Source organism: Streptococcus sp. oral taxon 431 (assembly GCF_001553685.1).
GTDB lineage: Bacteria > Bacillota > Bacilli > Lactobacillales > Streptococcaceae > Streptococcus.
The window spans coordinates 798,874-822,152 of sequence record NZ_CP014264.1 but is presented as its reverse complement, the minus strand read 5'-3'; the positions used below and the strand labels follow the sequence as shown (position 1 = coordinate 822,152).

The 23,279-nt window shown below is 41.5% G+C and carries 9 protein-coding genes and 2 pseudogenes; 3 read left to right on the top strand and 8 right to left on the bottom strand.

The window, feature by feature from the left end:
- Positions 1-31 precede the first annotated feature (31 nt).
- Positions 32-2,485, bottom strand: a complete 2,454-nt coding sequence (locus tag AXE83_RS03855) for a bifunctional DnaQ family exonuclease/ATP-dependent helicase (RefSeq protein WP_190279321.1) — start codon at positions 2,483-2,485, stop codon at positions 32-34.
- Positions 2,486-2,602: 117 nt separating this feature from the next.
- On the opposite strand from AXE83_RS03855, the gene AXE83_RS03850 reads away from it, so the two are divergent.
- A complete protein-coding gene (locus AXE83_RS03850) occupies positions 2,603-2,788 on the top strand; it encodes a hypothetical protein (RefSeq protein WP_060955516.1) in 186 nt (61 codons plus the stop codon).
- 23 nt (positions 2,789-2,811) lie between these two features.
- Here AXE83_RS03850 and AXE83_RS03845 read toward each other — a convergent pair whose 3' ends face one another.
- The 7 genes and pseudogenes from AXE83_RS03845 to AXE83_RS03820 form a co-directional block, all read right to left on the bottom strand.
- Positions 2,812-3,660 carry an NAD(P)H-hydrate dehydratase gene (locus AXE83_RS03845; protein WP_060955515.1) on the bottom strand — a complete coding sequence of 283 codons (849 nt, stop codon included), beginning with the start codon at positions 3,658-3,660 and terminating at the stop codon, positions 2,812-2,814.
- Positions 3,661-3,789: 129 nt separating this feature from the next.
- Positions 3,790-8,871, bottom strand: a pseudogene (locus AXE83_RS03840) (SIALI-17 repeat-containing surface protein); the annotation flags it as partial.
- Between the two features lie 291 nt (positions 8,872-9,162).
- Positions 9,163-9,231, bottom strand: a pseudogene (locus tag AXE83_RS11610) (YSIRK-type signal peptide-containing protein); the annotation flags it as partial.
- A gap of 170 nt (positions 9,232-9,401) precedes the next feature.
- A complete protein-coding gene (locus tag AXE83_RS03835) occupies positions 9,402-17,363 on the bottom strand; it encodes an SIALI-17 repeat-containing surface protein (protein WP_060955514.1) in 7,962 nt (2,653 codons plus the stop codon).
- A 238-nt stretch (positions 17,364-17,601) separates the two neighbouring features.
- Positions 17,602-18,456, bottom strand: coding sequence for a bifunctional methylenetetrahydrofolate dehydrogenase/methenyltetrahydrofolate cyclohydrolase (locus tag AXE83_RS03830; RefSeq protein WP_060955513.1), 855 nt, complete (start codon positions 18,454-18,456; stop codon positions 17,602-17,604).
- Between the two features lie 295 nt (positions 18,457-18,751).
- A complete protein-coding gene (locus AXE83_RS03825; RefSeq protein WP_060955512.1) occupies positions 18,752-19,486 on the bottom strand; it encodes an amino acid ABC transporter ATP-binding protein in 735 nt (244 codons plus the stop codon).
- A complete protein-coding gene (locus tag AXE83_RS03820) occupies positions 19,486-20,169 on the bottom strand; it encodes an amino acid ABC transporter permease (protein WP_060955511.1) in 684 nt (227 codons plus the stop codon). Before AXE83_RS03820 ends, AXE83_RS03825 begins: the two co-directional genes overlap by 1 nt.
- 195 nt (positions 20,170-20,364) lie before the next feature.
- On the opposite strand from AXE83_RS03820, the gene AXE83_RS03815 reads away from it, so the two are divergent.
- Positions 20,365-20,595: a DUF1797 family protein gene (locus AXE83_RS03815; RefSeq protein ID WP_000443576.1), complete on the top strand. Its 231-nt coding sequence runs from the start codon at positions 20,365-20,367 to the stop codon at positions 20,593-20,595.
- Positions 20,596-20,991: 396 nt separating this feature from the next.
- A complete protein-coding gene (locus AXE83_RS03810) occupies positions 20,992-23,244 on the top strand; it encodes an ATP-dependent Clp protease ATP-binding subunit (RefSeq protein ID WP_060955510.1) in 2,253 nt (750 codons plus the stop codon).
- Positions 23,245-23,279 lie beyond the last annotated feature (35 nt).

Genomic DNA, 23,279 nt, shown 5'->3' with positions numbered 1-23,279 from the left:
AAGGTCTCCTTCATTCTTTCAGATGTTTATTTTATTTTTTGTGTAAAAATTCTTGAACTTTTGAAAATACTTGCTCTTTGCCAATTTCTCTGACTCGACTAGTCTGTGACAAAGCCTTGTCAATCTGCTTTCCATATCGCTTGCTTGTCATTCGGCTATCCAAGATAAGGACAGAGGAGCGTTGCCCTAGACGACGCATGGTTCTACCAATTGCTTGTTTGAGGCGAATAATAGCCATTGGCAGTTGATAGTCGTAGAAAGGATTTTTCCCTTCAAGACGCAGTTCCTGATTCATTTTTTTCGTAAAAGGATCTTCTGGATTTTGGAAGGGCAGGCGTGTCACCACTTCAATCACTCGAGGATGAGTCGCAAAATCAACTCCCTCCCAAAAACTACCTGTCCCTAGTAAGAGTTGAGAGTCTCCTCTTTCAAATCGTTTCTTGAGTTGAACCGGATCCCCGTTCTTATATTGGGCTAAATGAGAAAGAGATAAAGAATCTGATACCTGCAACAAAAGGTCTTTTGAAGTGAATAAAACGAGCATGGGCTCTTCAAGATAAGACAAATCTTCCAGCACTTCTACAAGAGCATGAGCATAGTCTTCTTGAGAGGTTTCAGTCACCAATGGAAAATCCTTAACAACCAAAATTTCTTGATTTTCTTGAAAATTCTCATCCAGTCTGTCAAAGGCCGCATGCGGGAATCCCATTAGTTCTGGTAAAGATACTCTGCTACTAATTTCCAAAGTTGCAGAGACAGCTAAGAGTTGACAACTCTCTGGAAAGATTTCCGAAAAGAGCAGACGTTGATTGCGACTGGAAGAAATGACAACCTTCTTGCTAGACAAGTCTGAGGCTGATAGCCAAAATTCTCCATCAGTGCAGAAAAATCGCTGACAGTCCTTGAAACCTTGAACTTCTAACTCTGAGAAATCCTGTTGGAGTTGTGCCATTGTTGTCGCAGGGCACATTCTTCGTTTGCCAGATAGGAACTGGTTCATCAAATGACAAAGCTCAAAGCGAATACTCTCCATCAAGCGTCTCTGAAGCGTCCCTTCTTCTCGAACTAGAGCTTGATCTAGCTGGTCTACTATGTCGTTTAAAACGAAACTCTTTTGTAAAAGACTTTCCAAAGTTAGTAAGATCTTCTGGGCCTCATCCAAAATCAAGAGACGGCCCTCTAGTAGACTGGGATCATCCTCAAGTCGGGTAACGAGATAAGCATGATTTGTCACAAGTAGCTGGCAAGAGCGAGCTTTTTTCTGCCCCCGTCTCCAAAAATCCTCTAACCAAAAGAGAGAAGCTTTGGGAAGATTCCCATCATGTACCAAGTTTGGTAAAAACTGCTGGTAGCGATAAAGTTGTCCAATCTCATCTAAATCTCCAGTTTCTGTTTCGGTCAACCAAACTAGGAGTTGCATCTTAAAACGTGTGTACAAGCGATTGGATTCTTCTTCCTCTAGTGCTGCATGAAAGGCATCTAGTTTTAGATAATTCTGTGGTCCTTTAAGATTATGAATCGAAAGGTGAAAGACCTCTTCCAATCTACGAGCCTCTTCTTGCATCACTTGATTTTGTAGAACTTTAGTAGGAACACTGAGAAGGATTCCTTTTTCGTTTTCTAGTGATAAAGCGGGTAACAAATAGCCGTAGGTTTTCCCAATTCCAGTCTGAGCTTGCACAAAAGCAATTTTCTCATTCTGTAGAAAATCTTGAACCTTTTGAGAAAAGCTAGCTTGTGGAGCTCTATCTTCCAAATCCAACAAGGCAATATTGGTTTGGAAATCTTTAGATAGTTTACGTGGAGAAAGGACTGGCTTCTCTTTTCTTAAAAATAAACCTTGCACCTCTACCAGGTCATGTTCAACTAGGATGGACTGCTTCTGATAAACTTCCTCGATGACTAGGTAAGACTCATATAGTAAACCATCTGACAAACTTAACAAGCGCTCCAACAACCCTTTTGGCAGTTGAAACATTTTTTGTCGCATACAGAGAAAGAGCTCTGCTGTTGCTTGGGCATCTGATAGGGCAGTATGGGCCTTTTCTAGTAAAATACCCAACTCTTGACAGAGAATCCCCAGATTGTATTTTTCAAGTTGAGGATAAAATACCTGTGCCAACTCGACTGTATCGATACGGGGAGTGCGCAATTCATAGCCCTCAAAAAAGAGAAATTCTGCCAACAAATTGGCATCAAACTGGACATTGTGCGCAACAAAAACACCGTCCTTGACCAAGTCAAAAATTTTTCCAGCCACCTGAGAAAATTCCGGTGCCTCTGCTAGTCGCTGATCGGTCAAGCCCGTTAATTCTTTGATATGAGAATCCAAGGGTTCGTGGGGATTGACATCCGTTGCAAATTGGTCAACAATCTCGCCATTTTCAATGACCACGATTCCCACTTGGATAATTTTTGCCTTGCTTCCGGTACTGGTCGCCTCTAAATCCACGACCACGTACCGATCATTTCTAAAATTCATCATTAAAATTATATCAAAATTTACACAATTTGACATCCATGAACTTTATTGGAAGGGTCAAGTTTCTTGCAAGTTTTTCTAAAAAATGATTGAATAGAAGTTTAGAAAAGGAGGGACATCATGAACCCATTAGATTTGTTTAATCAAGTAAAAGAGCTAATCGAGAAAAAAGATTTGGCTGCCGCAAAAACCTTTGTCGAAGAAAACAAGGACCAACTCGGTGAGTATCTTAACCAAGCACAAACTTTGATTTCAGGCTCAGAAGGAATCGGTAATCTTGTTGATAAGGTCAAAGGACTCTTCTAATCCTTAAAAGGCACCTGAAAACCTCAGATGTCTTTTTGTATCCTCTTCATGAAGGCTGGGATATGTTGACTGATCGTGGTTGGCAAGACTACAAAGTTGTCCTCAGCTAGTTCTTGGGCAATGGCTGAATGTAAATAGGTCGCTACTGTCACTCTTTCATAGAGGCTTGCTTGTGGAAATTGGCCTGCAAAGCCAGCAATCATCCCAGCCAGAGTATCTCCCATGCCCCCAGTTGCCTGATAGGGGCCACCGACACTCAGCTGATAACAATCAACTTGTCCAGCTTGCCAGATTCGAGTAGCAGGACCTTTTTGAACCAAAATCGTTCCTGAAGGAAAGCTCTTCAAAGTCTCTCCAGTTTCCTTGCTTCCTTGGGAATCCAAATCTAAGCCTGATAAGACTTGCCATTCCCTTTGGTGAGGAGTTAAAACTAGATGGGCTTTGGGAAATTTCATTTCAGCCTTCGCTAAAATAGATAGGGCGCCACCATCCAGTATGAGAGTCTGGTCTTGATTTGAATGATGAAAGACTGTTTGGAGAAGCTCTTCTCCACGCTTATCATCCACTAGTCCAGGTCCAAGCAAGACAATATTAGCCTTCTGCAACTGTTGCTCAAGTAACTGCTTATCACCAAGGTCAAAAGCCATAGCCTCTGGCAGATGGCTATGTAGAGCTGAAATATTCTCTTTATCCGTTGCTACTGTCACTAAGCCTGCGCCACTTTTAACAGCCCCTAAGGCAGCCATAATAATCGCTCCCCCATAGGGATAAGTCCCTCCAATCAAGAGAAGACGACCATAGTCTCCCTTATGACTAGAACAAGGACGCTCAATGATAACTTTTTTCAGTAGAGCTTGATCAATCTTTTTCATACACTACTCCTTCGTGCTTGTTCTTACTTTCATTATACACCTCACTACCCAATTAATAAAGGAGAAGACTATGCTATCTTCTCCTTCTTTTATAATGTTTTGCTTTTTCAGAGCTATGAGTTATCAACCTTACTTTTCTTTACGTTTAACTGTTAGTAGAGCTACTGATAAAACAAGACTGAGACTTGCTAGGAAGGCAGCTGTATCAGATCGACTTTCACCTGTTTCTGGAAGTCTTGCTGAATCTACTTTCTCTGAAGCATTTTCAAAGTTTTCTCCATTAACTGCTGGTTCTTGATCTGATGCTACTTGTTCTTGATTTTGTTCTTTATAGACAATCGCATAAAGTCCTAGATCTTTGGTTGTAAATTCAACCATGTCACCTACTAACGTCACCTTTTGAACCTGCAAGCCTTGGTCTAAGCTCATGTGATAAACCTCTTGAACCTGACCCTTGACTGGCAATCTCACTAGGACAGCACCCTTGAGTTCAACTTCTTGGTTGTCCTTATCCAGCAATTTCACTTGATAAGCATCGTAGTGCTTACCAGCTAATTCTTGACGTAGAACCTTTTGAACTTGAAGCTTGAGGTCTTTAGATAACTCTGTAGTTAGCCCTGCTACCAGAACTCCAGTTTCCTTATCAGACAAGATTTGAACCTCTTCGGCTGGTTTAACAAGGCTTGATGCAGCCTCATTTCCAGCTGTAGCCACTGTTCCTGTATATTCTGGTAACTCATGCTTAGCCGCTTCTACTGCATTGACACCACCCTTGAATTCTGGGATTTCTACTACTGGAGCTGGTTCGTCGCCTACTGTGCCGATTGCATCTGTATATTCTGGTAACTCATGCTTAGCCGCTTCTACTGCATTGACACCACCCTCAAATTCTGGCACTTCTACTACCGGAGCTGGTTCGTCGCCTACTGTGCCGATTTCATCTGTGTACTCTGGTAACTCATGCTTAGCCGCTTCTACTGCATTGACACCGCCCTCAAATTCTGGCACTTCTACTACTGGAGCTGGATCCTCACCTGCTGTACCAACTGCCTCTGTGTATTCTGGTAACTCATGCTTAGCCGCTTCTACTGCATTGACACCACCTTCAAATTCTGGCACTTCTACTACCGGAGCTGGATCGTCTCCTTTACTTGTTGTCGGTGCTGGATCGTTTTCCACTTCTTGATAGAAGGTAGTCATTTCGTAGAACTCTGGTTCTCCACCTTCCCAAGAAACTTTTACATCGAGAATCCGTGGATTTTTTCCTGAAAGGGCAAAGGTTTGGAAACTTGATCTTACTTCACCCAAATTTTTCCAGACTGATTCACCAGCATCATTCAAGGTACGAACTTGGACATTTACTTTTGCACCTTCAGGCAAGTCAGCAATCAAGCGAACATGATTGACCTTGGTTTCTTCAGATAAATGATAAACAAGCTCTCCTTTATCTTCAGTAGCTGCATAGCTTGTCAAAACATTGCCGTCAGTCATATTTTTCTTCAGGTTATCCGCTTCTTCGCTACCATTTCCTGTCACTGTAGGATTATTTTCAGGATTGATAAATTCACCATCATTAATCACGATTTCGCTAAATCCTACAAAACGAGCATTATAGTCCGCTGTAAAGAGAACACGCATAATCTTAACAGTTACAGGTTGATCCAGAATACCTTCAATATAACGATTTCCTGGGTGGGCAGAATCATGTGTCCAGCCGTCGGTCAATGAATTATCTCGAATTTCATTTTCAACACCATCTCCGACTGTCACAACATCCGTCCAGTTCTTACCGTCTTCACTAACTTGAATCTTCCCATCACGCAAATAATTACGCTGAGCATCCTGAATATAGGCACGAATCTTCTTGACTTGACGAGTGGTGCCAAGTTTCATGACAATTTCTCCGTTTTTACGTTGATAATCAGAAAATTCTACAAAATTATTAAAGTCCCCATCAAACAGTTGACCTAAATTGTGAATGCGACGAACATCATTAGCACCATAATATTGGTGAATACCCATAGTGGTTGATAAGAGTTCAGTTGGATCCACTTCTTTTGTCTTAACGACTAATTTTCCAGTAGGAAGCGCTTGGTCCTTATCTGTCTTGTTCATGATGCGAACATAGCGCACCAAGGCGTGTTCTGGAAGTTGGTCAGCGGTCATCCATTCCACTTCATTTGCCGAATATTCCAGTGTCAAACCTGTTTCACCAGCATCCTCAAGTGCAATTGAACTAGCTTCATGGAGGCGGTCCAATTTCAAACCAAGATAGCCATTTGCTGGAAGATTATTCCCTTGAGGTAAGGTCATTTCATAACGACCACGGCTGTCCACTACTGGCGTTTCCTTCAAGCTGTCGACATTGGTGACGGTTAAATCAGTATTTGGTGTATCGACGTCAACTGTAAAGTCCGCAATTCTCCACCATTTGCTGAGAAGTTGTGTATTACGGACACGAACGTATTGGGCTGTGAAGTTCTGGCTAATATCTGAAATCCGATCCCCAGTTAAGGTCTGAAGGTTCTTCCAGTTTGTACCATCTGTAGAATATTCGATGACACCAGCCGCTAGTTTGTCACCTTCACCTTGAACAAGATGAACATGTTTCACTTTCTTAGCTCCACCCAAGTCCATCTGTACCCAAGCATTTTCTGGAGTCACATTCGTTTGATTGGCATGAGCCATCATGGATTCGGTGTTAGCTTTGCCATCTTGCATTTGAAGCACACTAGTTCCATATTTGTAAACTAGGTTTGGACTTAGGGTAATGCTCCCTTTTACCTTCTTGCTTCCAAGTTCGAGCGGTCTATTAACAGCAATTTCACGCATGGCAAGCCAAGCATTATCCTTCTTAGCTGTCGCACGCATACGAACTGCTTGAGCCGTAATATCGAGGTCTTTAAATTCAAGTGTCCGTTCGCGACCTGTATAGGCAGGACTTGTAAGAGCTACCCATTCCCCTTGCTCATTTTGATACTCGACAAGGGCATTTCCAAAGGTATAATTATCAGCGGTCTTTGTCCCTGTTGCAAAACCAAGAGTATGAACCTTAATGGCTTTATTAAAACGAAGTCCTACATAATCATCTCGTTCAATAACGGTTGTCGTCTTGACAATCGCATGAGTATCCAAGTCGCCATCTGTTACTTCTGCAAGACCTCCTTCAATCCCCGCACGGTTGGTAATAAAGGTGGTCACAAGTTTATCTGGATGAAGCATGGTTTGGATATGCGTTGCCAAGTATTCCTTTAAGTTATTGATAAATGGACGAATATGTTGCACTCCAAACTCTGCCCGTTCATAATGGTCTACATAGAAGAAGGAATAACTAATGGACTGATCGTAATACTTAACCCCAGCATAGTAATGTTCCCATACTTTAGCATCATTCTTTTCAGCCAGACCTTCTGTCGCTGTCAGCAAGGCTTCTAAAGCATCCATCTGGTCCACTGTATTATCTAACCAGTAGTGGATTTGGTCAATAAGCTTCCTGTCCCCTTTTTCTTTCAGAAGGAGGGCGTCAGCCTTCAAGTTTGCAAAGATACCCTTTAATTCTTTTCTCTCTGCGTCTACGTTTTGACCAGCCTTCAATTTGTTATAAAAGTCTGTCAATTTAGGTGCAAGCTCAACAGATTCTTCCAATTTTGTGACATGGGGAGGACGGTTTTGGTTGCGCATATGCTTACCAAGTTCACGAAAGGCTTTTGATACTTCGCTTTCTTCAAAGCTTCCATTGACCACATAGTTAAAGGCCGTATCATTGATTTTTTCAGCTTCTTCCGCACTTCTCCATTGCTTCCAACCATACTGAGCCACATCAAAGAGGGCTACCTTTGAAACTTCCGATTGTTGCATCGGATTTAGCATGATGCCCTGCGCCAAGGACAAATCAACATTGGGATGTAAGAATTTTTCACCACCACCCAGAATCAAGTGTTGCTTGGTATTATCATTACAAGGCCAGTTAATCCAGAAATGAATCGGACGATACTTCTTGCCACCTTCTGTCAAATTCTTCTTCAAATTTGTTAGGAAGGTTTGATCAACTGCACCCCATACTTTACCCCCTGTTAAGGTTAAATGGACCGTTTCTGGAAGGCGTTCGTTGAGCGTGCGAAGTTCATCTTCTGTCCCTTGTCCCATATACCAGGCTGGCACGAAAATCATATCTTTACGAAGTCCGCTGTATTTTGTTTCTTGTTCAGTTAGCCAATTTGTCAAATCGGTCATTAACCGAACATAACTATTGTAGCCACCAACAGGCCAGGCCGCATCATCAGCTAGAACCCCAAATTCACGCACTCCTGCATCCAGCAACTGAGTGAATTTCGCTTTAATGACATCTAAATCCTGTTTATATAATTCATCCGTGTCAAAACGCATCTTCTTATGCATAAAGGGGTGGATGGTCCAAACATAACGTGTCTTTGTTTCATTTCCCACACGAGCTAGATCTCGAATCTCTGACATTTTTTCTTCTGGATAGAGTTCACGCCATTTAGCATTGTGATAGGGATCGTCTTTTGGCGCAAAGAAGTACTGAGTTAGCTTTAAGTCACCACCATAGCGCATCAAGTCTTCACGATTTTCCTTGGTCCAAGGATTTCCATAATAGCCTTCGATAAAGCCACGATTTTTAACTTCTGCATAGTCTTCTACTGTCACATCTCTAAGAACTGGGACAGGACTCTCTTTCAGCATTTGTTTCAAAGTTGTTAGTCCAAAGAAGACAGCATCCGTATCCTTTCCTACAATCGAAATCTTATTGTCCTTCACGCGCAAGACATAGGCATCAATTTTATCGTATAATTCAGACGAAATATCTTGGACTTCTTTTTCTGCCAGAGGAGCTTTCCCACGCACTCCAAGGAAAATGTTGGTCGCCCCTTCTGTAGCTTTTGTACTGGTAGTATAGGATACATTACTAGCTTGGAGAATTTCCTTGGCACGGTTTCGAGTATAGATATCCAAACCATCACTCAAGACAAGATTTACCTTTCCTTCTAGAGCAGTGATGCCATCTCCATAAGTAACCTTTTGAGGTCTTGGGAATACCGTATATTCTTTTTTAGCTACTTGAGATTTTGCTGCATCAATTTCTGCTTTACTTGTAGGTTTATCTGCTGTAAATGAATCAGCTTTCTCCACCGTTCCATTTACTTCACCTGGTTTCGTAGGTTCTATTGCTACATGAGCCTCAGTAGGAGCGACTTCAGTAGAAGCATTTTCTACGGTTGTTACTCCCTTCTCTACTGTAGAATTTTTAGTTTCTAATGGTTTTGAAGAAGTTTCTTCAGGAGCTTGGGACTTAGTAGCTACCTCTTCCACTTTAGTCTCTGAAACAAAGTCTGCCTCTGCACTTTTAATAGCGCTTGCCAATTCTGGTGATAACTTATCCTCTGGTGGAAGCTGTGTAAGACTTGTTTCTGCTTCTAGTGCGGGCTCTGTCTCTGCCGCTTGTACCATACTGGCTCCAAAGATACTCGCACCAACCATTACTGAAGCTGCTCCTATTGCAAATTTTCGAATGCTATAATGACAACGTTTCTCAAAAAATTGATGATCCATCTTTCTTCTATTCCTTTCCTCCAACCACTCATCTAAGCGGTTTCATCCCTATTTTAAAAAACGGAGAGAACCTAGAGGTTCTCTCCATATGGTTGTAGCATTTTTCGATCCTATCCACTGGGATAGTCCAAGTATTTCTACAATCAATCAGCAATGTAGAGTTCCAAACTCTATTTTTCTTTACGTTTAACAGTTAGTAGAGCTACTGATAAAACAAGACTGAGACTTGCTAGGAAGGCAGCTGTATCAGATCGACTTTCACTTGTTTCTGGAAGTCTTGCTGAATCTACTTTCTCTGAAGCATTTTCAAAGTTTTCTCCCTTAACTGCTGGTTTATGAGCTTGTTCTACTGGTTTTACTGGTTCTTGATTTTGTTCTTTATAGACAATCGCATAAAGTCCTAGATCTTTGGTGACAAATTCAACCATGTCACCTACAAGCGTCACCTTTTGAACCTGTAAGCCTTGATCTAAGCTCATGTGATAAACCTCTTGAACCTGACCCTTAACTGGTAATCTCACTAGGACAGCACCTTTTGGAGCAACCATCTGGTTGTCTTTATCCAGCAATTTCACTTGATAAGCATCGTATTGCTTACCAGCTAATTCTTGTTTAAGGACCTTTTGAACTTGAAGCTTGAGGTCTTTAGATAACTCTCTAGTTAGCCCTGCTACTAGAACTCCAGTTTCCTTATCAGTTAAGATTTGAACCTCTTCGGCTGGTTTAACAAGACTTGGTGCTGGCTTGTTCCCCACTGTAGCTACTGCTCCTGTGTATTCTGGTAATTCATTCTTAGCTGCTTCTACCGCATTGACGCCACCTGTGTATTCTGGGACTTCGTTCTTAACTGCCTCTACTGCATTGACGCCACCTGCAAATTCTGGCACTTCTACTACCGGAGCTGGATCGTCGCCTACTGTACCGATTGCTTCTGTGTATTCTGGCAACTCATGCTTAGCTGCTTCTACAGCATTGACGCCGCCCTCAAATTCTGGGACTTCTACCACTGGAGCTGGTTCGTCACCTACTGTGCCAATCGGATCTGTGTATTCTGGCAACTCATGCTTAGCCGCATCTACTGCATTAACACCGCCTTCAAATTCTGGAATTTCTACGACTGGCGCTGGATCATCGCCTACTGTCCCAATCGGATCTGTGTATTCTGGCAACTCATGCTTGGCAGCTTCAGCAGCATTGACGCCGCCCTCAAATTCTGGGACTTCCACTACTGGAGCTGATTCGTCACCTACTGTGCCAATCGAATCTGTGTATTCTGGCAACTCATGCTTAGCCGCCTCTACTGCATTGACACCACCCTCAAATTCTGGGACTTCTACCACTGGGGCTGGATCGTCACCTACTGTGCCAATCGGATCTGTGTATTCTGGCAACTCATGCTTAGCAGCCTCTACTGCATTGACACCGCCCTCAAATTCTGGAACTTCTACGACTGGAGCTGGATCGTCACCTTTGCTAGTAGTAATGACAGGTTTGACCTTAACTTCAACAATTCGATCTTGCGCCTCAGTCGTATCTGTATGAACAGTTGTACGGTTAGATCCTAGAACCTCAACATAATCAACTCTTTCACCCTTCTTACCTTCTGAGATTACACGACGTTCATCTTGAGCTAAATCATTGTTTTCACGAATAATTTCCTTAAATGGAATTTCGGTCTTGATAACTTCTAGACTTGGTCGTTCGAGAACAGGACTTTGGTCGCCTTCTTCAGGAACTATACGGTGACTAGGTTTGAAATGAATACGATATTCCTTGACAAGACTACCATCCTTAGCAAGAAGACGGACAAGAGTAGGAAGGTTATCCTGACTAGACTCAACAACCGTTGTCACACCGTGACCGCTTGCTTGAGCAGTCACCTGTGGTTTAGTGCCATTTAAGCTCACTGTATAATCTGAAACCTCAGGATCAAAGTTTTCTAATGCTTTTCCAGCAACCGAAATGGATACTGAAGGAGTTTCCTCATCTCTTACTTTAGCAGGAGAGTAAGCACTAAACTCGACCATTGCTAGACCATTAGTTGTAGATTTACGAGTCATACGTGCTCGAATAGCTGATGTCTCAATTGGATCAAAGGTAAATTCGATTGGCTTACCAGCCACGATTTCTCCAGATGCCTTATAAGGAATTTCTTGCCAGTTTTCTGCCTTGTTAAATGGATGATCCGCATTTTCTTCATAACGAGAAATGGTGCTTGGTTCTGTATAGGAAGGACCAACATATCTTTCCAGTACCATTTTTGCTGGTGCGTCTGTTCCACTATCTTTAAAGAATTGAATAGCTACTTTTCCAACAGATTGAGGTGTAATCTGACCATTCTTCTTAAAGAGAATTCCCACAGATGTTTCTTGGTCTTTCGGAGTACGAGACCAGTTAGTCCAACGTCCATCTTCGTTAAAGTGCCCATCGTTGATATAGAAAATCTTATCCCGAGAAGCTGCTTGTGTGTCATTTGTAGTAGACGCAAAGGCTTTAGAATCAGTCTCATTATTATTTGCATTTTCTGAAATAACTTGATTACCTTTTGTAACAACTGTTACTTGCATCTTGGTTGTTAAGTCTGTTCCTAGAACATGACCAAGAACTTCAAAGCTACCTTCTTGTGCAGTCGCATGTTCTGGCACAGCATCCCATTGGACAGCAAGGTTAGCCTTAATCCAGCCAGTCTGTGATGGATAGTAGACTGTTACCTCTGCAGGCAATTGAAGTTGATCACCAACATTCAAGGTCTGGGCACTATTTTCCGCAGCTACTGGTTGTGTTGTTTCTTTTTCATCATCACGGAAGATACGATATTCTTTCAGAACAGTTCCATCCTCAGCTTTCAAGATAAGACGTGTCGCACCTTTTTCACTTGTTGCAGGAACAACTGTCACCACACCGTTGTTGCTGGCTGTTGCAGTGATTTCCTTGCTTGCTTGAGGAATATAATAATCTGTCTTAGACGGATTGAAATGCTCAAGCTTCTTGCCATCTACTTGGATAGAAATTTCTGAGCTGGTAGCACTTGGAACTTTACTTCCTAAAATAGTGATTTCTGTCAAACCAACACCAGCAGTTCCATCTGCTTTCTTCATACGCATACGAACAGCATAAGTTTCAACCTTATCAAATGTAAAGTGGTTTGTTTGACCTGCAGATAATTGTCCTGGAGCTTTGAGATGTTCAACTTCTTTCCAGTTGGCAGCATTGTTGAATGGATGGTTGGTATCACGCTGAGCATTATTGACATCATTTGGAAGATCTGGAACTTCCTGACCGACATAGTATTCAATAACATATTCTTTTGGAAGTCCGATTGCCCCGTCTGTATAGAAATCAACGGATAGATTGTCGACAAAGCGCTTGGTCAAATCACCAGAGTTACCAAACAAGATAGATGCCCAGTCATTATCAGTACCTGTTTGCCATGTAGTCCATCGATTCTTAACATCTGTACTGGCTCTTGAAACCGTCAAATCGTTCAAGGTACTTGCCGAATCATCACCACCCGTATTGGACACGATAGCCGCTGGCAATTGAGAACCAGTCCATTGTTTCGAGATATTATTTCCCGCAACAACCTGACTGGAAACACGAACATGAGCCTTGGTAGTCAGATGGCTACCCACTAATTGACCCTTGATTTCATAGATACCTTCAGTCTGACTAAAGTTTTCAGGAACCTTATCCCAAACGACATCTTTATAGACAGTTGTTCCATTTGAATGATAAGCACGGACACTAGCTGGTAATTGAACAGTTTCACCCTTAGGAAGAGTCAGGCTGATTTCTTCAGCAACCTGCAAACCTTCAACAGTCACATTGGCAAGAGCTTCAATATCTGTGCCTTCTACATGCCCTTTCAGGGTAAAGCTATGATAGTAGCTCAAATCTTTTGCATCTACCTTGTCCCAAGTTACAGCTACCTTACGAGGCAAGCCTTTATCAAAATCTGCTCCAATTTGACCAGGCAAATTCGGTTGCTGATTGATGTCTGTAGAGATAGAAACCGGATGAAGTTTGACAATTTTCTTGTCTACTGTATTTTCTTTTATCACAAGTTCAGTTGCTACAGACTGAGTCTTATCAGTTTGATTGTCAATACGAGGAGTGAGGGTTACACTACCTTTCTTGTAAAGAAGCAAGTTCTGACCATTTACCTCCAGATGAGCACCATCAGCTGACTTAGCTTCCAAATGGATATCTGACGCTGAAAATTCAGTCTGTGAACCATCTTCATAATGTCCAATGACATGATAAGGGAGGACTTGGTCTTCTGTTGCATTTTCTTTACCTTCTACACTTACTTCCAAGCGTGTCAAGGCAGGAGCTTCTTTCACGAATTGAATCAAATATGTTTGAACCAAATCGCCCTTCTGGTCACTCAAGAATACAGAAGCTTGATAATCATTAGCTTCTGAAGCTTGTTGAACTGTAACCTGATAGCCAGTAGTTTGTGCACCAACACTTGGGATTTTAGCAGTATAAGGAAGGGATACTCGGTAGTAGGTCTTTCCAGACTCAAAGTTTTCAAGAGTCTTATCTCCAACTGTGAGACCTGTAACAGTACTTTCTGTTTCCTGATCACTTGCGATAAAGGTTGCTGTCACCTCGTAGTCATTTCCAACTAATTTACCAGTTGCTTCAGTACGTCCACCTTCTTTTGTCAAGGCATCAGGATCTTTCAAGGTCCAAGAAACGACATCCACATCAACCAAGTTACCATCTGACAAAACAGCCGTTACAGTTTTATCCAAATCTTCTGCAGCTGTACCAACTGGCACAGTTGCTACCTTAGGCAACCACTTATCGAGTGCAACCACCTTAACAAGGGCTTCAGCCTTAGCTTCAAGTCCTTCCACGCTACCAAGAACTTTTTTCTCACCTGCACTAGTAAGGAGATCATCTGGTATATCCCAAGTTACAGATTTTTCTTCAACACTGCCGTCGCTATAAATAGCTGTCACGGTTTCTGGCAATTTAGGATTTTCACTGACATCTGTAGTCGCCTTAACAGGGGCAAAAGCTACAAGGTGACGATTTTCTTTTTTGCCTGAAACAGTTGTGACTGTTGCTTGATCAGAAGCTAAACCTGCAGAATCTGCAAAGAGGGTAAATTTCCCTTCTTTTTCAGTGGATTTAACAATGACAACACCTTTACCATTGAAGGCTTTTCTCTGCCATGTGCCATCTTTCTGAGCTTTGTAGCGTTCACGGCTAGCTTGTTCCCCATTGTCCACACCAACGATTTGACCTTGACCATGAAGATTGAAATGAACAAGATTGTTAGCTGTTGGAACAACATTGCCATCTTCATCAACGATTTCATAATGGATATAAGATAAATCTTTACCGTCTGCAGTGATGACATGTTCTTCCTTGGTGAGTCGAACTCTAGCTGGCTCCCCTGCTGTTGTCACACTATCACGCGCAATCTCTTTGCCATTTTCATCACGAGCAATAGCAGTTAAGGTACCTGGTTTATAGTCAACCAACCACTCAAGATACAATTCACTTGGTTTAGCTCCCTCGTGATAAGGGCGCCCATCTTCAGTTGTTTTCTTAACAAATTCTTTCTTACCAAGGGACTCGTTATTCAAGAACAATTCTACGCTAGCAGCATTTGAGAAGGTCCGAACTGGAACCTTGCCATTGATGAGCATATTACGTTCCTTGAGCGTTTCTTCAGTCCAATTCCAGTGAGGCATAATGCGAACAGTTGGTTTTTCTTTGGCACTATACCACTCACTACGGTAGAGGTAGAAATCATTCTTAGGCAATCCTGCCGTATCAATGATACCAAAGTAAGAGCTTTTCACTGGTGTATTATCTTGATTATGCCATGGTGTAGGTTCCCCGATATAGTCAAAACCAGTCCAGATGAACTGACCTGCATAGCCAGCACGATCACGGTCAAAGGTCCAAGATTCAGTAGCTGTTCTGCCCCAGGCTACACGGTCATTACCATAGTCTGATTGTTCATAGTGACGATTTGGACGATTATCGTGCCAGAGATTTTGAGCAGGATTAAAGTAAGAATCACGAGTTCGAGTTGCTGAAGAAGTTTCAGAACCGTAAATCAACCAGTCTGGATGCGCTTTACGAACTGCATCATAATTACGCTCACCATAGTTCATACCAACAGCATCCATGATTGCTGCTAATTCTAAGAACAAGCCTGTAGATCTACTACTGAATTTGTTTTCACCCATGGTCACATAGCGTTCTGTATCGATAGCTTTGATGACAGCTTTCAAACGCTTGGCTATTTCTAGTGAACGAGCACCACCATCAGCCTCATCAACCTCATTACCGAGTGACCACATGATGATTGAAGGATTATTTTTATCTCGTTCAACCATGGTTCTAAGATCAAAATCAGACCATTTTTCACCCTTCTTGGCTTCTGGGTGAGTTGCATCTTGGTCAAAAAAACGACCATAGTCATAAGTTTTCTTACCACGATACCAAGTATCAAAGGCTTCTTCTTGGACCAAAAGTCCTAGACTTGCCGCAGCATCTAACAACTGTGGACTTGCTGGATTGTGGGTTGTACGGATAGAGTTAACTCCCATATCTTTTAGGAGTTTTAATTTTCGGTAGGTTGCCTTATAGTTTTCTTCTGCCCCCAAGGCTCCATTATCATGGTGAATACTAACTCCATGGAATTTCATTCTCTCGCCATTAAGAGAGAAACCTTCCTTGGCTGTCCAGTTGAAATAACGATATCCAAAAGTATCTTCTGTCACATCAACTAGCTGACCTTCATTATAAACCTTGGTTTTCAGAACATAAAGTTGAGGATTATAACTTTTCGTTGTCCAGAGAGTTGGCTTGTTAACCAAAATCGTTTGCTTAAAGTCAGCTGTCTCATTTCCTGATAGACTCTTAGTTACAGAACGAACCAAATCTGAGACAGCCTTACCTTCTTTGGTAAAAATCTGTTGCTCTACATATACCTTAGCTAGAGTCTTGGCAGTATTTTTGATCTTGCTTTGAATTTGTGTTTCAACATTGCCATCTTTTTGTTCAGCCAATTTTGGAGTGGTAATATGATTTCCATTTTCAGCCACTTGCACCTTGTCACGATAGCTCAGAGTCACATCACGATAGATCCCACTCCCTGAGTACCAACGACTACTTGGTTGTTTATTGGTAACTTGGACCGCAATGGTATTTTCACTACCATCTTTATTTAAAAATTCAGTGATGTCATATGAAAAATGATTATAACCACTTGGATAGTGACCTACAAATTTGCCATTTACATAAACCTTAGAGTCCATGTAAACTCCATCAAAATTAATACGAACGTCCTTGTCCTTGGCAGCTTCGTCTACAGTAAAGGTCTTACGATACCAGGCAGTACCACCATTTAATTGACCACCTTCATTTCGAGCAGGAGACTTGTGATCAAAATCAAAATAGATACTCCAGTCATGAGGAAGGTTCAACTTAGACCAGTCATGAACATCAACATCTTTCTTAGAAAAATCACCCTGAGCGTTTAGTTTAAAATACCAGTCTTTGTTGAAATTTTGTTTTCTTTCCTGTAAAAGTTGGTCTTCTTTTTCCTTCTCTTTTGTGGCTTGAGGCAATTCACTTGCCGAAGCTTTTTCTTCCTTGCTTTTATCGTACGTTACAGGTTTATTCTGATTAGGTGTATCAGAATGTTCTTCTCGAACTGCTGGCTTGTCAGAACTTGCTTCTGAATCTGTAGACTCTTTCCCATCCACTTCAGTAGCAGGTTTTTCAGTTTTTTCAACTTTGTCTTTTTTAGGGCTAACTACTTCTACTTCCTTTTCTTCCTTAGGACTTGTAGCCTCAGTCATCTTTTCTTCAGTTGCTGGTTTTGCTGGTTCAACCGTATCATTTTCTTCTTTTTCAGTAGTGGAATCTTGTGCACCATTTTGCTCAGCTTTTGCAATGGCCGCAGCAAGATCATCTGGAAGCTTATCTAAAGGTTGAACTTGATGAATTGTTTCCTCACTGGGAGTTGCTGTTTCAGTTTCAGCAGCTTGAGCCACCTGAAGACCAAATATACTAGCTCCAATCATAACCGAAGCCGCACCAATGGCAAATTTACGAATACTATAATGACACCGTCTTTCAAAAAATCTCTTATCCATTATTGTTCCTTTCCAATGTTCTAGTAAGCGATTACATTTTGCTCCAAAAAATAAACCTCCCTCTAGACGCTTACTTATTTTATCCATATAAATATTGATGCTTTTAATATATCAAAATAGTAGAGTTTTTTCAATAATTTGTAGAAGTTTTACTGTAATTTTATTAAAATAAGTGCAAGAAAAAAACAAGTTCACTTTTTAGAACTTGTTTCTTCACTATCTAGAATAAATGCTTGTTCTATCTATCCAAGCTACGCAATGCAGCCTGATAAGTTTGCTCCATTAGCATAGTAATGGTCATAGGCCCAACTCCACCAGGTACAGGCGTGATATGACTAGCGATTGGCGCAACAGCCTCATAGTCAACATCTCCACAGAGCTTGCCATTTTCATCTCGGTTCATCCCCACATCAATAACAACAGCCCCAGGTTTGACAAAGTCAGCAGTCACAAATTTAGCACGACCGATTGCTACCACAAGAATATCAGCTTTAGAAGCTACCTTAGCAAGGTTATGAGTTCGTGAGTGGGTCAAGGTTACAGTTGCATTCTTAGCCAACAGTAACTGGGCCATGGGTTTCCCGACAATATTAGAACGACCAATGACAACTGCATTTTTACCTTCTAAGTCGATCCCATACTCATGAAACATTTCCATAATACCAGCAGGAGTTGAAGGAATCATAACTGGGTGACCAGACCAAAGACGTCCCATGTTGAGCGGATGAAAACCATCCACATCCTTTTCTGGATCAATGGCTAGTAGAACAGCCTCTTCATCGATGTGTTTTGGTAAAGGCAATTGAACCAAAATCCCATGCCAAGCTGGATCTTGATTGTATTTGGCAATCAAATCCAACAATTCCTCTTGGGTAATTATTTCAGGAACTCGCACAACTTCACTCTGGAATCCTGCTGCAATAGCTGAACGTTCCTTGTTACGAACGTAAACTTGGCTGGCTGGATTTTCTCCGACTAAAATAACGACCAAACCAGGCACCAAGCCTGTCTCTTCTTTCAATTTCGCAGTCTTTTCAGCCAATTGTCCCTGTAACTTGGCCGCCAAGGCCTTCCCATCAATAATCTGTGTCATGTGTTTTCTCTTTTCTAACAAATATCTTCTATTATATCAAAAATATACTTGTCCCTCTAACACTTCTTACCTAAGAGACCTTATAGTCTGAAACTATAAGAAAGAGGCTGAGACAAAAGTCCTAGCCTCTCAATTGTCTTTGGATTGTTGAGCAAGACGCAGTGGTTGAGTGGGCTCTACTACGCTGATTTCATCAGCTTTTACAGTCCTTCTCAACTGTGCGGAGGTGGGACGACGAAATCAAATTCTAACGAATTACCGATTTCTGTCCCACTCTCTCTAAATTACGATATTCTTACAAAACCTTACTCAAGAAATCCTTGGTTCTTTGTTCTTGGGTTTGTTCAAAGACTTGCTTTGGAGTTCCGTCTTCGACAACAACACCGTCAGCCATAAAGATGACACGGTCTGCTACCTCACGCGCAAAGCCCATCTCATGCGTCACGATGACCATGGTCATTCCTGACTTAGCAAGTTCTTGCATAACTGCTAGTACTTCCCCTACCATTTCTGGGTCTAGGGCAGAAGTCGGTTCATCAAAGAGTAGGACATCTGGTTCCATGGCAAGACCACGAGCGATAGCGATACGTTGTTGCTGTCCACCAGACAAACTTTGTGGATAAGCATATGCCTTATCTGGTAGACCAACCTTTTCCAAGAGCTCATGCGCTCTCTTCTCAGCAACTTCCTTACTTTCCCCTTTGGTCTTGATAGGAGAAAGCGTGATGTTTTCCTTCACTGTCATATTTGGGAAGAGATTGAACTGTTGGAATACCATTCCCATCTTTTCACGCATGGCAAAGAGGTCATTTTTCTTATCCGTAATATCCACTCCTTCAAAGATGACCTTGCCTTTTGTCGCCTCTTCGAGGAGATTCATAGAGCGAAGGAGGGTTGACTTACCGCTACCAGATGGTCCGATAATTACTACCACTTCACCTTTTTTAATTTCAAGATCAATCCCTTTTAAAACTTCATTCTTTCCAAAGCTTTTATGAAGGTTTTCAATTTTAATTAGCGTTTCAGTCATTATTTCTTATCTCCTTGTCCCATACGATTTTCAAAAGCTTTCAAGGCTAGTGTCAAGATAGAGGTCATAATCAAGTAGTAAAAGGCCGCAAATAAGAGTGGAGTTAAAGGTAGGTAGGTGGTTGTTGACACCGTAGTAGCTCCATTCCACAATTCCATGACACCGATTGCTGATAAGAGTGAACTATCCTTGATAATGGTAATAAACTCATTCCCCAAGGCTGGCAAGATATTCTTGATAGCCTGTGGCAAGATGACATAGCGCATAGCATTTTTAGGACGAATCCCTAGAGAGTAAGCCGCCTCTAATTGCCCTTTAGGTACTGCATTGATACCAGCACGAACTATTTCTGACACATAGGCACCACTATTCATAGAGATAATGATAATCCCTGGAATCAAACGTGAAAAATCAACTCCCAAAACACCAATCTGAATTGTCGGAGCATTGATGTGCATAAGAGCAAAAGCAATCATGATCTGTACCATCATAGGTGTTCCACGGAAAATCCAAATATAAACATTGGCAAGCCAAGCTAAGGGCTTCATTTTAGAACGTTGAGCAAAAGCCAAGACTATCCCTAAAATTGTCCCCAAAAAGACAACAAAAACCGAAATCAAGACCGTTACGAGAGCACCATAATTAAAATATGGCAGATATTTAGGTAAAAAAGAAAAATTCATAAATCCACTACTTTCTAATTCTAACTTAAAACTTGTATGAGTATAACATGTTTTGAATAAAAATGCAATCTTTTTCCTTTTATTTTCAATAAAATTTCAAAGAAAACAGAAATAGCGAGAAATCTTAGTTTTTTCTAGTCAAGTGGATACTCTTTATGGTAAAATAGTAACGATAAGAAATGGAGGAGAATCAAAATGGAATCACATTTGGTTAGAATCATCAACCGCCTAGAAGCAATGACAAAAGATGGTGGTAACTTAAAACGTAACTTTGAGCGCGAGGGAGTTGTTGTAGCTGAAGTTGCTTTTAACCATGATGAAGAAAATGGCCCAATCTTTACACTTCGTGATGTTGAAGCTCGTGAAACATATACTTTTGACAGCATCGACTTGATTGCGATGGAAATTTACGAACTTCTATACTAATAATAGATATACAGAGGTTGGGACAAAAGATCCCGGCCTCACTTTTTATTAGCAATCAAACTTTGACGCGGTAGCTGATTAGACTTTTCGTTCGTCTTTTAGACTCCCAAAACTCCTAATCATCTTCGCGGGGCTGGGACTACGAAATCGAGACTTTGTCTATCGATTTCTGTCCCACCGCCTTTCACAAACGAGAATCCTTTTTGTATGACAAATAGGATTTTTTTCTTACTATCAAGATTTTATCATGATTAGCGCTCTACTATTTATAGTGCTAGTATCCAATCTTTTTACTTGAATTGCCCAATAATCATGATATAATTAAATTATATACTTGTTTGACTATTTTTGACCTTTTAGATTTAGTCAAGACTAAGAAAGAAATGAGGTGGCGGTATGCTCTGTCAAAACTGTAAAATCAATGACTCAACGATTCATCTTTATACCAATCTCAATGGGCAACAAAAGCAAATCGATCTTTGCCAAAATTGCTACAAAATTATCAAAACAGATCCTAACAATAGCTTGTTCAAGGGCATTACAGATTTAAACAACCGTGATTTTGATCCCTTTGGAGACTTCTTTAACGATCTCAACAACTTTAGACCTTCTTCTAATAACAACAATATCCCCCCAACTCAGTCAGGGGGTGGATACGGTGGAAATGGTGGCTATGGTGCCCAAAATCGTGGTCCTGCTCAAACACCACCACCAATCCAGGAAAAAGGACTCTTGGATGAATATGGTATCAATATCACTGAGATTGCCCGTCGTGGAAATATTGACCCTGTAATTGGCCGTGACGAAGAGATTATCCGTGTCATTGAAATCCTCAACCGCAGAACAAAAAACAACCCTGTCCTCATCGGTGAGCCCGGTGTTGGTAAGACAGCTGTTGTCGAAGGTTTAGCTCAGAAAATTGTTGACGGTAATGTTCCCCATAAGCTTCAAGGTAAAGAAGTCATCCGCTTAGATGTCGTTAGCCTTGTTCAAGGAACAGGTATCCGAGGTCAGTTTGAAGAGCGCATGCAAAAACTCATGGAAGAAATTCGTGAGCGCGAGGATGTTATTCTCTTCATTGACGAAATTCATGAAATTGTCGGTGCTGGTTCAGCAGGAGAAGGGAATATGGATGCAGGCAATATCCTAAAACCAGCTCTTGCTCGTGGCGAACTACAACTAGTTGGTGCTACTACCCTCAATGAATACCGCATCATCGAAAAAGATGCTGCCCTTGAACGTCGTATGCAACCTGTTAAAGTTGACGAACCAACTGTTGAAGAAACCATTATTATTCTTAAGGGTATTCAAAAGAAATACGAAGATTATCACCACGTTCATTATACTGATGGGGCTATCGAAGCGGCCGCTACTCTTTCTAATCGCTACATCCAAGACCGTTTCTTGCCAGACAAGGCTATTGACCTTCTAGATGAAGCTGGTTCAAAGATGAACTTAACCTTGAATTTTGTAGATCCTAAGGTCATCGACCAACGCTTAATCGAAGCGGAAAATCTCAAGGCTCAAGCAACTCGAGACGAAGATTTTGAAAAAGCAGCCTACTTCCGTGACCAGATTGCCAAATATAAGGAAATGCAAAAGACCAAGGTAACGGATCAGGATACCCCAATCATCAGTGAAAAAACAATCGAACACATCATCGAGCAAAAGACTAATATCCCAGTTGGTGATTTGAAAGAAAAAGAACAGTCTCAACTTATCAACCTAGCAGATGACCTCAAGGCTCATGTTATTGGTCAAGATGATGCAGTTGATAAGATCGCTAAGGCTATCCGTCGTAACCGTGTCGGACTCGGTACTCCAAACCGTCCAATCGGTAGCTTCCTCTTTGTTGGTCCTACCGGTGTCGGTAAAACAGAACTTTCTAAACAACTGGCCATCGAACTCTTTGGTTCTGCTGATAGCATGATTCGCTTTGATATGAGTGAATACATGGAAAAACACAGCGTTGCTAAACTCGTTGGTGCCCCTCCGGGATACGTAGGCTATGATGAAGCTGGACAATTGACTGAAAAAGTTCGTCGTAACCCCTACTCACTGATCCTCCTAGACGAAGTTGAAAAAGCCCATCCAGATGTTATGCATATGTTCCTCCAAGTCTTGGACGATGGTCGTTTAACGGATGGTCAAGGTCGCACTGTTAGCTTCAAGGACGCTATCATTATTATGACCTCAAATGCAGGTACAGGTAAGGCAGAAGCTAGTGTTGGTTTTGGAGCTGCTAGAGAAGGCCGTACCAACTCTGTCCTTGGGGAATTAGGCAACTTCTTTAGTCCAGAATTTATGAACCGTTTTGATGGCATTATCGAATTCAAGGCTCTCAGCAAGGAAAATCTCCTTCAAATCGTTGACCTCATGTTAGATGATGTCAATAAACGACTCTCAAGTAATAACATCCATTTAGATGTGACAGATAAGGTTAAGGAAAAACTTGTAGACCTTGGTTATGATCCAAAAATGGGAGCTCGCCCACTCCGTCGTACAATCCAAGATTATATCGAAGATGCAATTACGGACTACTACCTTGAAAATCCAAGCGAGAAAAACCTCAAAGCCGTCATGACTAGCAATGGTAAAATCATGATTAAATCAAAAAATAAATTGGAAACAGTTGACTCAAATGACTAATTCCACATACTAAAAGAATGTTCTTACTTGACAGT